12 protein-coding genes are annotated in these 12224 nt (G+C 67.3%); 4 read left to right on the top strand and 8 right to left on the bottom strand.

What is annotated here, in order from left to right:
• The first annotated feature begins 99 nt into the window (after positions 1–99).
• Positions 100–1617, top strand: coding sequence for an alanine/glycine:cation symporter family protein (locus tag OC373_RS05480; RefSeq protein ID WP_019183918.1), 1518 nt, complete (start codon positions 100–102; stop codon positions 1615–1617).
• Between the two features lie 52 nt (positions 1618–1669).
• Positions 1670–2449 (top strand): TrmH family RNA methyltransferase, encoded by a 780-nt coding sequence (locus OC373_RS05475; RefSeq protein WP_237740307.1) that lies wholly within the window; start codon positions 1670–1672, stop codon positions 2447–2449.
• A gap of 309 nt (positions 2450–2758) precedes the next feature.
• Here the strand turns inward: OC373_RS05475 and OC373_RS05470 are convergent, their stop codons facing one another.
• From OC373_RS05470 to OC373_RS05455, 4 genes are all read right to left on the bottom strand, one after another.
• Positions 2759–4180 carry a M28 family peptidase gene (locus OC373_RS05470; protein ID WP_261997213.1) on the bottom strand — a complete coding sequence of 474 codons (1422 nt, stop codon included), beginning with the start codon at positions 4178–4180 and terminating at the stop codon, positions 2759–2761.
• Positions 4181–4396: 216 nt separating this feature from the next.
• A complete protein-coding gene (mscL, locus tag OC373_RS05465) occupies positions 4397–4810 on the bottom strand; it encodes a large-conductance mechanosensitive channel protein MscL (protein WP_019183921.1) in 414 nt (137 codons plus the stop codon).
• 57 nt (positions 4811–4867) lie between these two features.
• Positions 4868–5575, bottom strand: a complete 708-nt coding sequence (locus OC373_RS05460; RefSeq protein ID WP_261997212.1) for a fumarylacetoacetate hydrolase family protein — start codon at positions 5573–5575, stop codon at positions 4868–4870.
• 108 nt (positions 5576–5683) lie between these two features.
• Positions 5684–5959 (bottom strand): hypothetical protein, encoded by a 276-nt coding sequence (locus tag OC373_RS05455; RefSeq protein ID WP_019183923.1) that lies wholly within the window; start codon positions 5957–5959, stop codon positions 5684–5686.
• Positions 5960–6138: 179 nt separating this feature from the next.
• Between OC373_RS05455 and OC373_RS05450 the strand changes: the two genes are divergently transcribed.
• Positions 6139–6486: a Rieske (2Fe-2S) protein gene (locus OC373_RS05450; protein WP_261997211.1), complete on the top strand. Its 348-nt coding sequence runs from the start codon at positions 6139–6141 to the stop codon at positions 6484–6486.
• A gap of 42 nt (positions 6487–6528) precedes the next feature.
• Here the strand turns inward: OC373_RS05450 and OC373_RS05445 are convergent, their stop codons facing one another.
• The 4 genes from OC373_RS05445 to thiS are packed head-to-tail and all read right to left on the bottom strand — an operon-like array spanning position 6529 to position 10168.
• Positions 6529–8376: an SLC13 family permease gene (locus OC373_RS05445; protein WP_019183925.1), complete on the bottom strand. Its 1848-nt coding sequence runs from the start codon at positions 8374–8376 to the stop codon at positions 6529–6531.
• 24 nt (positions 8377–8400) lie between these two features.
• Positions 8401–9135, bottom strand: a complete 735-nt coding sequence (gene trmB, locus OC373_RS05440; protein WP_019183926.1) for a tRNA (guanosine(46)-N7)-methyltransferase TrmB — start codon at positions 9133–9135, stop codon at positions 8401–8403.
• Positions 9135–9929, bottom strand: a complete 795-nt coding sequence (locus OC373_RS05435; RefSeq protein ID WP_019183927.1) for a thiazole synthase — start codon at positions 9927–9929, stop codon at positions 9135–9137. Before OC373_RS05435 ends, trmB begins: the two co-directional genes overlap by 1 nt.
• A gap of 38 nt (positions 9930–9967) precedes the next feature.
• The gene (gene thiS / locus OC373_RS05430; RefSeq protein WP_019183928.1) at positions 9968–10168 is read right to left on the bottom strand and encodes a sulfur carrier protein ThiS; all 201 of its coding nucleotides are present in this window, start codon (positions 10166–10168) and stop codon (positions 9968–9970) included.
• A 206-nt stretch (positions 10169–10374) separates the two neighbouring features.
• Here thiS and OC373_RS05425 point away from each other — a divergent pair, with 206 nt between their 5' ends.
• Positions 10375–12204 (top strand): autotransporter domain-containing protein, encoded by a 1830-nt coding sequence (locus OC373_RS05425; protein ID WP_261997210.1) that lies wholly within the window; start codon positions 10375–10377, stop codon positions 12202–12204.
• Positions 12205–12224 lie beyond the last annotated feature (20 nt).

The following is a 12224-nucleotide window of genomic DNA, read 5'->3' as shown; positions in this document are numbered from 1 at the left end:
CGAAATTGCCACTACGCAGCCCGGCGCGGATCGTGGAGAATCGACCGGGTCCCAGCCGACGGGGACGTTCCTTTTGTTTCCGCCGACTGGAGAGAGCGCGTGGAAGAAGTAGTCCATTTCATCAATGGGATCATCTGGAGCAAGGCTCTGATTTTCCTGTGCCTTGCCGCAGGCCTGTATTTCAGTGCCCGCACCCGGTTCATGCAGATCCGCGGGTTCGTGGAGATGTGCCGCCTGACCGTACAGGGTGAAAAATCCGAGGCGGGTGTGTCCTCGTTCCAGGCACTGGCCATGTCCATGGCCGGCCGCATGGGTATCGGCAACATCGCCGGCGTGGCCACCGCGATCGCCTTCGGCGGCCCCGGCGCGATCTTCTGGATGTGGGTGATGGGCTTCCTCGGCGCCTCGACGTCGTATGTGGAGTGCACCCTGGCGCAGATCTACAAGACCAAGGATGCCGAAGGCCGCTACCGTGGTGGTCCGGCGTACTACATCGAAAAGGCCATGGGCCTGAAGTGGTACGCGCTGGCCTTCGCCGTGGCCACCATCATCGCCGCCGGCTTCCTGATGCCGGGCGTGCAGGCCAATGCCATCGCCGACAGCATCATCAACGCCTGCCGTGGTGGCGCCCTGTGCGGGCCGCTGGATGGCCAGGTCATGGGCCTGGAATCGGTGCAGGCGCTCAAGCTGGGCATCGGCATCGTGGTCGCGCTACTGCTGGGCGTGGTCATCTTCGGCGGGGTCAAGCGCATCGCCAGCTTTGCCGAAGTGGTGGTGCCGTTCATGGCCGCCGGCTTCATCCTGATGGCCATCGTCATCATGATCCTCAACTACGAGCGCGTGCCGGAGATGTTCAACATCATCTTCAGCAGCGCCTTCGGCGCGCACGCCGCGTTCGGCGCCATGATGGGCCTGGCGGTGGAGTGGGGCGTCAAGCGCGGCATCTATGCCAACGAGGCCGGCCAGGGTACCGGCCCCCACGCGGCAGCCGCCTCGGAGGTCTCGCACCCGGCCAAGCAGGGTTATGTGCAGGCCTTCGCGATCTATTTCGACACCATGATGGTGTGCACCGCCACCGCCTTCCTGATCCTGGCCGCAGGCACCTACAACGTGTACTCGCCGGTGGCCGGCGGCGCGCCCGTGTTCGCCGGCCTGGCCGGCGTGGCTGAAGGTGCCGGCTACGCGCAGGCCGCGGTGGAAACCGTGCTGCCGGGCTGGGGCGCAGGCTTCGTGGCGATCGCGATCTTCTTCTTCGCCTTCACCACGATCATGGCCTATTACTACATGGCCGAAACCAACCTGAGCTACATCAACCACAACGCCAAGCGCCCGCTGACCGTGCTGCTGCTGCGCCTGGGCATCATCGGCATGGTGATCTTCGGTGCCTTCCACAATGCCGGCCTGGCCTGGGCGCTGGGCGACATCGGCGTGGGCCTGATGGCGTGGTTGAACATCATCGCGATCCTGATCGTGCAGAAGCCGGCGATGCTGGCGCTGCGCGACTATGAGCGTCAGAAGAAGCTCGGCCTGGATCCGATTTTCGACCCCGATGCCCTGGGCATCAAGAACGCCGATTTCTGGCGTACCCGCAAGCTGGAGCTGTCCCGTAGTGAATGATCCCTGGAAGAATGCGCGCCGTCCGTCCTCGCGGCCGCCGCGCGCCACGCCGCTGCCGCCCCGCGAAGGTGGCACCCCGCCGCCGCCCGGCCGTGGCAGCGACGAGCTGCGCCTGTATGGCTGGAACGCCGTGCAGGCGTTGTTCGAGCATCGCCCGCAGGCGCTGCGCAAGCTGTACCTGACCGAGGCGCTGATTCCGCGCATGCAGCCGGTGCTGAAGTGGTGCGTGGCCAACCGCGTCGGCTACCGCGTGGTGGAAGACGGCGATCTGAACAAGCTCGCCGCCACCACGCATCACGAAGGCCTGGTGGCCGACGTGCTGCGCGCGCCGATGCTGGCGCTGGATGAATGGCTGGCCACGCTGCCGGCCGGGAAGCCGGTGCTGGCCCTGTGGCTGGATGGCGTGGGCAACCCGCACAACTTCGGCGCGATCCTGCGCTCGGCGGCGCACTTCGGTGTGGCCGGGCTGCTGTTGCCGCCGGACTCGACGCTGGCGCTGTCCGGTGCGGCCGCGCGCGTGGCCGAAGGCGGTGCCGAGGCCGTGCCGCTGGTGCGCCTGCCGGCGCTGCCCGAGGCGATGGCCCAGTTGCGTGCCGCCGGTTTGAGCCTGGCGGCCACGCTGGTGGAGGGCGGCGATGATCTGTTCGCCACGGCGCTGCCATCGCGGCTGGTGTATGTGATGGGCGCCGAAGGCGAAGGCATGGACCGCGCGCTGGCCCAGGACTGTGACCATCAGGTCTCGATCCCGGGTACCGGTGTCGTGGAAAGCCTCAACGTCGCTTCGGCGACGGCAGTCCTGTTGGCGCAGTGGTACGGACGCAGTCGCGTTTGACCACAGCGTGCAATTTCGGGGGGAGCGCGGCGTCATTCGCGCCACCCACGGTGTGATCGGTTTCACCGAAATCGTCGTGACTACAACGCTTTCGGATTAATCGCATAGTGCATGCAGTGAAAACTGCGCACAGTGCGGGGTGGACGCTGTGCTGCGTGGATGAGGAGAGACACCCCCGCAGCGCGGCGATCCGCTTGTCCGGACCGCGAAGGTCTAGCGGCGCTCACCGCGTGGGGTGTGACGTTATCCCGGTAGCCCGGTCGCATTGCGACCGGGCTTTTTTTTGTACCTGCCGCATGTGTGTCGGGATTACTCGCTCGGCGGCGTGGTCGGCTTGGCTTCGCTGCCGAAGCTGCCATCGGCCTCGGCCGCCAGGTAAGCGAACACCGTATAAGCGGCCACGTTCTGCGCCAGGGCGGCGGGGTCGATCTTGTCCAGGGTGTCGTCGGCGGTGTGGTGCAGGTGGAAGTAGTCACTGCCGTCCTGCGCCAACCACGCCCACGCGCCGCCCTTGGCGGCCAGCGGGCCCACGTCCGGGCCCGGGCCACCCTTGTCGGCGGCGTACTCGATGCCGAGCGGCTTGAGCACCTCGGCGATCTGGCGGGTCGCCTCGCGCGAACTGGCCGGATTCGGCGAGCCGGTATTGAAGGCGTAGATGCGGCCGGCGCCGAAATCGCTCTCGGCCGCGAGCTGGTGCAGCACCACGTCCTTGGCGTGCGCCTCGGCATATGCCTTGCCGCCATACAGGCCCTGCTCTTCATTGGCGAAGGCGACCACGCGGATGGTGCGCTTGGGCGCCTGCTTGAGCTGGCCGATCAGGTGGCCGGCGGCCATGGTGATGCCAACGCCGGCCCCATCATCCACCGCGCCGGTGCCCAGGTCCCAGGAGTCCAGGTGACCGCCGATCACCACCACTTCCTTGGGCAGGCTGCGCCCGGTGATCTCGCCGATCACGTTGTACGAGGTTGCCTTGCCGTCCCAGCCGCAATCCAGGCTGAGCTTGAGCGTGGTGCTGCCGAGCGCAACCAGGCGCGCCAGCTGGTTGGCATCGGGCACCGACAGCGCCGCGGCGGGTACCGGGGTCAGGCCGTCATCGAAGCGGGTGATGCCGGTATGCGGCACGCGGTGCGAATCGGTGCCGGCCGAGCGCATCACGAAGCCGATCGCGCCCTTGCGGATGGCCTCGGAGGGGCCTTTGCTGCGCACCGCGCCGCCGTTGCCGTAGTCGCGGCCATCGCGGTAGGCGGTCATCTGGTAATCGACGAAGGCGATCTTGCCCTTCAGCGACCCCTCGGGCGCGGCCTGCAGCGCGGCCAGATCGGCGAAGCGCACCACTTCCGCCTCCACCGTGCCAGCGGGGCTGCCGCCGAGCGCGGTGATGGTCAGCGGCTGGGCATGCTTGCCGATCACTTCGGCGTGCTCACTGCGGCGCTCCCACTTGGGGAAGGTGACCGGCTCGGTCCAGACCTTGTCAAAGCCCAGGGACTTGAACTTGGCCACCGCCCACGCGACGGCGCGCGCGTCGGCTTCACTGCCGGCGATGCGCGGGCCGATCTCGGTGGTCAGCGACTCGACGACCTTCCAGCCGGTGTCATCCTTCAGGGCCTGCTCGCGCAGCTCGGCGGCGGTGGCCAGCGATGTGGGGGGCAGCGTGGTGATACCGGTCGCCGCGAACGCGGGCGCGGCCAGCAGGGCGAGGGAAGATGCGATGGCAAGGACGCGGCGACGCATGGGACGAACTCCGGGAAACGGGGCGGAAGCGTCCGAGCTTACCAGTCTGTCCGGCGCGTACATGGGCGGGAGGTCATGCTCCGGCGAATGCTGTTTTCCAAACGCGAAAACCCCGCCGAAGCGGGGTTTTCAGGTAGTGCCGGCCGCTGGCCGGCTCCGCGCGATGCAGGGTGTCGGGTGAGCCGGCCAGCGGCCGGCACTACTGGGGGTGGGGTCTTACTGCTTGAGGTTGTCGCGGATCTCGCGCAGCAGCAGCACTTCTTCGCTCGGTGCCGCCGGGGCGGCCGGCTCGGCCTGCTTCTTGCGGGCCAGGCGGTTGATGAACTTCACGACCATGAAGATCGCAAAGGCCACGATCACGAACTGCACCACGGTATTGAGGAAGTCGCCGTAGCCGATCACCACCGCCGGGATCTCCTTGCCATCGGGCGCAATGCGCGCCGGGGCCAGGGTCCACGCCAGTTCGGAGAAGTCCACGCGGCCGATCACCCAGCCCAGCGGCGGCATGATGATCTTGTCCACCAGCGCGGTGACGATCTTGCCGAACGCCGCACCGATGACCACACCGACCGCCAGGTCGATGACGTTGCCACGCATGGCGAATTCTTTGAACTCAGTCAGTACACCCATCGGGCTCTCCTGTCGTAGTGGGGAATCAAATGACGCCGCAGCGTAACGCAGCGATTGTCATCCGGCGATGATGCCGTGGCGCTCGGCCACGTTTTCCAGACGTGCGCTGAAACGGTCGCCCGGCTTCAATGCGGCCACGCCCGACGGCGTCCCCATGAAGACCAGATCGCCCGCGCGCAGCGCCCACAGCTTGGAGAGCTCGTGCAGGATTTCCGGCACGTTCCAGATCATCTGGTCCAGCAGCGACTGCTGGCGCACTTCGCCATTGATCTCCAGCGAGAGGTTGAGCGCGGCCAGATCGCCGACTTCGCCGGCCGGCACCAGCTCGCTCACCGGGGCGGACTGATCGAAGCCCTTGGCCGGGTCCCACGGGTGGCCCTTGGCCTTGGCCTGCGCCTGCAGATCGCGGCGGGTCAGGTCCAGGCCGACGCCGTAACCGAACACCAGCGCTTCGGCCTGGTCGACCGGCAGTTCACCGGCAGGCGCGTCCCTGCCGATCGCCACCACCAGCTCCACTTCGTGGTGCAGGTCCTGGGTGGCGAGCGGGTAGGGGATCACATCGTCATGCCCGACCACGATCGCATCGGCCGGCTTGCTGAAGAACATCGGGCGGCCGCGATCATCGGCGGCGGGCACGGCCGCGCCCATTTCGCGCGCGTGATCGGCGAAGTTGCGGCCCACACAGTAGATCCGGCGCACCGGGAAAGTACCGCCACCGGCGACCGGAATGCGGGGCTGCTCGGGCGTGGGGATTACATCGGTCATGCGCGCGTCCTGTGGAGAGGTTTCGCCGCAGTCTAGAGCGTTTTTCCGCTCCCACAAACAGAAACGGCCGCGCAGGGCGCGGCCGTCATCAGGAGGGAGGCGCGTCGATCAACGCGACATCGGCAAGGCCTGCTTGCGGACCACGCGGTATTCACCGTCCACGACCTGCGACGGAGCGGTGCGCGCATTCTTGCGCTGGGCGAGCAGCTTCCATGCCAGGCCGGCGATGATCATCGCCGCGCCCACGAATACACCAACGAACACCAGCGCGGCCAGGATCGCCAGGCCCAACAGACCGACCGCGACGCGCACCAGCGGGTGGCGCGGCTTGCGCGGCGCGAACAGGGTGCGGAACTGGTTGAACTGGAAGATACGGCTGTACATGGCACTCTTTTTGGCTGAGGTCAGCAGTGGATGAGTATCCGTGCTGGCCTTTGTGACTGAGTGAAAAAAGCGTTAAACGTACCCCGCACACATTGCAAATCAATGACTTGTATTCATCCGGGAGCCAGTGACATGAGCGCGTGAGACACTACGGTTTCCGTTGCCTGCTGCTGGATGCCATGTCCCTGCCCGAGACCACCGCCACCGCCCTGATCACCCTGCAGGCCATTGCCGACGGGGGCTTCGCCGAGGTCGACGCCAGCATCGAGGGCGACAGCGAGTCGGTGGTGCTGTACCGCCAGGGCGACCAGGTGCGTGCGTGGCTGAACATCTGCCCGCACGCCGGTCGCCGGCTGGACTGGGCCCCGGGCCAGTTCCTGAAGAGCAAGGAAGGCCACCTCGTCTGCGCGGCGCACGGGGCCTCGTTCTCCCTGGACAACGGCGACTGCGTAGCTGGACCGTGCCGCGGTGATCGCCTGCGCGCGGTGCCCGTGCAGGTGCGCGATGGGCAGGTCTGGTTGGGATGACGACGAACGGCCGGCCACTCATTATCTGACGGCCGGCACTCCCTAGAACATCAGGTTGATCATCAGCACCACGACCACCGTATAGATCAACGACAGCGGGGCGCCGACGCGCCACAGCTCGCGCGGGGTGTAATTGGCCGGGCCGGTGATCATCGAAATCACCGGGTTGGAGGCCGTCATCAGATTGTTGGAGGCTGACAACGCCACGATCAGCGCGAACGCGGTCGGGCTGCCACCGGCCGCCAGCGCCAGGTTCACCGCGATGGGCACCATCACGATCGTCGCGCCTACATGGCTGATCACCAGCGAGAACATCGTGGTCAACAACGCCAGCGCGATTTCCAGCACCCAGACCGGGATGCCCGTGGGCAGGCGGTCGATGGTGTGGCCGGCGATCCACGCCGCCGCGCCACTGCTGTCCATCGCCCAGCCGAGCGGAATCAGCCCGGCCATCATGAACACCGTCTTCCAGTTGATCGAGGCATAGGCCTCGTCCATGCGCAGCACGCCGGTCAGCAGCATGCCGGCCACGCCGGTCATCAGGGTCAGCGCCACCGGCAGCTTGGAGGTCAGCGCGATCAGGATGGTGATGGCGAAAATGCTCATCGCGATCTTGAACTTGTGCGGGCGCTGCTCGCCCTTGGGGTAGTCGGTGACCACCACGAAGTCGCGGCTCTTGGCCGCCTGCGCCAGGTCGGTCCAGATGCTGTGGAAGACCAGCATGTCACCGGCGCGCAGCGCCACGTTGCGCACGTCCTCGCGGATCACCTGCTTGTCGCGGTTGATCGCCAGCAGGCTGATGCCGCGCTGCTTGCGCAGGCGAAGGTCCGAGGCGCTCTTGCCGATCACATCGGAGGTCGGCGGCACCACCGCTTCGGAAATGCCGGCGCGGCTCGGGTTGAACAGATCGCCCAGGTGCTTGAGCCGCGAGGACATCCGCAGGAACTGGTTCTGCGCGAAATCGCTGACCTGCTGGCGCGCGCCCATCACGCCGAGCACGCTGCCGACCCAGATCCGCATCTCGGCCGGCGGCGCCAGACGGGTGTCATTGCCGGTCTTGAGTGCCAGCAGCAGCGGCGCGTCGTGCACGTTCTCCGCTTCGCCCAGGGTCATGCCGACCAGCGGGCTTTCGGCAGTGACCACCAGCTCGAACACATCGCCTTCGATGCCGTAGGTCTTGGCGAAGTAGCTTTCGGTGCGCGAGGGGGTGACGCCATCGTTGGCCAGCGTCTCTTCCTCCACCAGCTTGCGGTCGCCGAAGTAGCGGAAGTACAGCAGCGAGGCGATCAGCAGCGCCACGCCGATCGGCAGCGGGGCGAACATGCGCAGCGGTTCGATGGTGGCCAGGCCGGAGGGCAGGTTGTTGTTGGCCGAGGCCAGCAGATCGTTGAGCAGGATCAGCGGCGAGTTGCCGACCATGGTCAGTGCGCCGCCCATCACGATGGCCGCGGCGATCGGCAGCAGCAGGCGCTGCAGGGTCAGCCCGGTGCGCGCGGCCAGGCGCGAGGCGACCGGCAGGTACAGCGCCATCACCGAGGGGTTCTGCATGAACGAGGAGTTCAAGCCGGCGATCGCGGTGGTCATCATCAGCAGGCGCGTCTCCACGCCATGCCCGCGCCGCAGCAGCCACGCCGCCAACCGGTTCAACGCCCCGGTGCGGTCCAGGCCTGCGCCGAGGATGGTGGTGGCGATGATGCTCATCACCGCGTTACCGGAGAAGCCCCCGAAGATTTCTTCCGGGGCGATCAGGCCGGTGACGCCGAGCACCACCAGCACCACCAGCGCCACCACGTCGGCGCGGATGCGCTCGAACAGGAACATCGCCATCGTGAAGCCGACCAGCCCGAGGACGAGCTTCATGTCGGTAGTCAGCGTCAGCGCGGTATCCATGGGGTGGCGCGGTTCCTAGTCGGATCAGGTGCGGTCGTACAACAGGTCCCACACACCATGGCCGAGCTTCTGGCCACGGGTCTCGAAATGGGTCTGCGGGCGCCATTCCGGCCGCTCTACCTGCCCACGCGGGCCGGCACGGTTGGTCAGCCCGGCGGTGGCGTCGAGCACCTCCCACATCTGCTCGGCATAGTCTTCCCAATCCGTGGCGCAGTGCAGGCGGCCACCGACGCGCAGCTTGCGTACCAGCAGCGCGGCAAAGCCGGGCTGGATCAGGCGGCGTTTGTTGTGGCGCTTCTTGTGCCACGGGTCCGGGAAATAGATGCGCACTTCATCCAGCGCGCCATCGGCGATTTCCTTCTCCAGTACTTCCACGGCATCGTGGTGGTACAGGCGCACGTGGTCGGCGTTGTCGTCGGCCAGCGCGTTGAGCAGGCGGCCGACGCCGGGCGCGTGGACCTCCAGGCCGATGTAATCGCGGCTCGGGTCCTGCTGGGCGGCGAAACGCAGCGCCGCGCCGTTGCCGAAACCGATCTCCAGCACCTTGTGCGCATCGCGCCCGAAGGTGGCATCCAGATCGCGCGGCTCACCGGTGAAGTCCAGCCCGAAACGCGGCCAGCGGTCGTCGAACGCACGCTGCTGGGCGGGGGTGAAGCGGCCCTGGCGCAGCACGAAACTGCGGACCTCGCGGCGGCCTTCGGTGATGGTGAAGGGCTTGGGCGGTGCCTTGGCACCGGCGCTGTCAAAAGGATTGGTCATCAGCCGATCAACCCGTCGATCGGCGAGGACGCACTGGCGTAGCGCTTGCGCGGAATGCGGCCGGCCAGGAAAGCCTCGCGGCCAGCTTCCACGGCCTTGCGCATCGCGCTGGCCATCAGCACCGGGTTGCGTGCACCGGCGATGGCGGTGTTCATCAGCACGCCATCGCAGCCCAGCTCCATCGCGATCGCCGCATCGGAGGCCGTGCCCACGCCGGCATCGACGATGATCGGCACCTTGGCGTCTTCGATGATCTGCAGCAGGTTGTACTTGTTCTGGATGCCCAGGCCCGAGCCGATCGGCGCGGCCAGCGGCATCACCGCGGCGCAGCCGATCTCTTCCAGGCGCTTGGCCAGGATCGGATCATCGGAGGTATAGACCATCACCTCGAAGCCATCCTTGACCAGCTGCTCGGCCGCCTTGAGCGTCTGCACCACATCCGGGTACAGGCTCTTCTGGTCGCCCAGCACTTCCAGCTTGGTCAGGTTGTGGCCGTCCAGCAGCTCGCGGGCCAGCCGGCAGGTGCGCACGGCGTCCTCGGCGGTGTAGCAGCCGGCGGTGTTGGGCAGGATGGTGTAACGGTCCGGCGGCAGCACGTCGAGCAGGTTCGGCTCGCCCGGGTTCTGCCCGATGTTGGTGCGGCGGATCGCCACGGTGACGATCCGGGCGCCCGCGGCCTCGGTGGCCAGGCGGGTTTCTTCCAGATCCTTGAACTTGCCGGTGCCGGTGAGCAGGCGGGAAGCATAGGTCTTGCCGGCGATCACCAGCGAATCAGTGGGGACAGGTGCGTTCATGCCCCGAATTATCGCCTATCGCGCGTCACGATGCTGCCTCAGCCACCGCCCAGCGCATGCACGATCTCCACCACGTCGCCATCGCACAGCCCATGGCTGGCGTGCTGGCTGCGGGTCACGATCTCGCCGTTGACCTCGACCGCCACGCGGCGCTCGAGCAGCTGCTCGCTGAGCAGCAGGTCATGGACGGTCGCGGTGTGCGGAAGCTGGCGGTTTTCGCCGTTGAGCTGGATGTTCATGACGCTATTGTCCTTCAATCACCCGTCAGTGCGTACCCTGTGCGCCGCGCGGCAACAGTGCCGCGAGCGCCAGGCCAACGATGGCCGGGCGGCGGGGCTGGGGCGTTCATGCCGCAGCGCAGCGTGATGCGGGCCGGGTGCAGTGGAAACATGGCACCGTGCGCCGGCGTACGTCCCGCCGTCTTCCCCACCTGCAAGGAGTTTCCATGTTGCTCAGCAAACGCCCGATCCGTTCCCTCATGGCCGTGGCCATCGCCCTGGCGGCAGCGCCGGCCATGGCGCAGTCGCCGTATACCAAGACCGTCTTCATCGGCGACAGCCTGACCGACTCCGGCTACTTCCGCCCGCTGCTGCCGGCGGCGGTGCAGGCGGTGACCGGCAAGTCCACCACCAACCCCGGCTGGACCTGGGCCGAGCATGTCGCCAACTACTACGGCACCAACGCCGGTGCCCACGGCAACGGCCAGAACGGTGACAACTACGCCATCGGAGGCGCCCGTGTCGGCGTGGACACCAGCCAGGTGCTCATCCCGGGTACCCCGGCCGTGCCGGTGTACTCGCTCAAGACCCAGACCGCGCAGTACCTGGCGGCCAACGGCGGCAAGGCCGACCCGAAGGCGCTGTACACCGTGTGGGGCGGCGCCAACGACCTGTTCGCAATCCAGGCCGGCGCACCGCTGGTCCCGACCCTGACCGGTGCCGTCACCGACCAGGTCGGCATCGTCGGCACGCTGAAGGCGGCCGGCGCCGAGTACATCGTGGTGCCGACCATCCCCGACGTCGGCCTGACTCCGGGCGCCCGCGCCGGTGGCCCGGCAGGCATGGCGGCCGGCACCGCGCTGGCCAAGGCGTACAACGACGCCCTGTTCGGTGGCCTGAAGGCCGCCGGCCTGCAGGTGATCCCGGTCGATACCTTCCACATCCTGCAGGAAATCGTCGCCAACCCGGGCCAGTACGGCTTCGTCAACGCGACCAGCCCGGCCTGCACCACGGCCGCCTCGCTGACCTGCAACCCGACCAGCTACGTCACCCCCAACGCGGCCAACAGCTATGTGTTCGCCGACGGCGTGCACCCGACCACCGCCACCCACGAGATGCTGGGCCAGTACACCCTGTCGATCCTGGAGGCCCCGCGCAACCAGCAGGTCCTGACCCACTCGGCGCAGACCATCGGTCGCTCGCGCGCCGACCAGGTCAGCTGGCACGTCGATGGCCGTCCGGCCGACGGCCTGAGCTGGTGGGGCAACCTGCGCGGCGACATGCAGCGCTACGCCCACGCCGATCTGTACGACGGCATGGCCCCGGCCGGCCTGTTCGGCGTGGATTGGGCGCGTGACGGCATGGTGGTCGGCGGCTTCGCCGGCTATGGCCGCATGGACGCCGATTTCGGCAACAACAAGGGTGACTTCACCCAGTCCGACACCACCCTGGGCCTGTTCGCCGGCTGGTACGGCGAGCGCGCCTGGGTCAACGGCCAGCTCAGCTACAGCTGGCTGGATTACGACGTGACCCGCAAGCTGCAGCTCGGCCCGGCCACGCGCATCCACAAGGGCTCGCCGGAAGGCAGCAACCTGACCGCCGCGTTGAACGCCGGCTACGAGTTCGGCACCGAGGGCGGCTTCCGCCACGGTCCGGTCGCCGCCGTGATCTGGCAGAAGGTCAAGCTGGACGGCTACACCGAGTCCAACCCGAGCGCCTCGGCGCTGGGCTATGGCGACCAGGACACGGATTCCACCGTCGGCCGCGTCGGCTGGCAGGCCCGCTTCGACGGCGGCAACGTCAAGCCGTATGTGCAGGTCACCTACGACCATGAGTTTGAGGACACCAAGCAGGCCAGCGCCTGGCTGCAGTCCATGCCGGACGTGGGCATGTACAAGGTGCCGGGCCTGGAGTTCGACAAGAACTACGCCACCGCCGTGCTGGGTGCGCGCCTGAACCTGTGGGGCCTGAGCAGCAACATCGGCATGAGCACCACCACGATGCAGAAGCGTGCACGTGACGTGTCGCTGTTCGCCAGCTTCGGCGGCAGCTTCTGATCCAACGTGCGCAGTGCCCG

Source organism: Stenotrophomonas sp. Ste96, from assembly GCF_024519495.1.
Taxonomy (GTDB): domain Bacteria; phylum Pseudomonadota; class Gammaproteobacteria; order Xanthomonadales; family Xanthomonadaceae; genus Stenotrophomonas; species Stenotrophomonas bentonitica_A.
This window is presented reverse-complemented; position numbering and strand designations above follow the sequence as displayed.

Bases quoted from the DNA above. Each gene is read 5' to 3' on its own strand.
- thiS (WP_019183928.1), bottom strand. From the start codon at position 10,168: ATGAACATCCAGCTCAACGGCGAAAACCGCCAGCTTCCGCACACCGCG.
- OC373_RS05450 (WP_261997211.1), top strand. From the start codon at position 6,139: ATGTCCCTGCCCGAGACCACCGCCACCGCCCTGATCACCCTGCAGGCC.
- trmB (WP_019183926.1), bottom strand. From the start codon at position 9,135: ATGACCAATCCTTTTGACAGCGCCGGTGCCAAGGCACCGCCCAAGCCC.
- OC373_RS05470 (WP_261997213.1), bottom strand. From the start codon at position 4,180: ATGCGTCGCCGCGTCCTTGCCATCGCATCTTCCCTCGCCCTGCTGGCC.
- OC373_RS05455 (WP_019183923.1), bottom strand. From the start codon at position 5,959: ATGTACAGCCGTATCTTCCAGTTCAACCAGTTCCGCACCCTGTTCGCG.
- OC373_RS05435 (WP_019183927.1), bottom strand. From the start codon at position 9,929: ATGAACGCACCTGTCCCCACTGATTCGCTGGTGATCGCCGGCAAGACC.
- OC373_RS05445 (WP_019183925.1), bottom strand. From the start codon at position 8,376: ATGGATACCGCGCTGACGCTGACTACCGACATGAAGCTCGTCCTCGGG.
- OC373_RS05425 (WP_261997210.1), top strand. From the start codon at position 10,375: ATGTTGCTCAGCAAACGCCCGATCCGTTCCCTCATGGCCGTGGCCATC.
- OC373_RS05460 (WP_261997212.1), bottom strand. From the start codon at position 5,575: ATGACCGATGTAATCCCCACGCCCGAGCAGCCCCGCATTCCGGTCGCC.
- mscL (WP_019183921.1), bottom strand. From the start codon at position 4,810: ATGGGTGTACTGACTGAGTTCAAAGAATTCGCCATGCGTGGCAACGTC.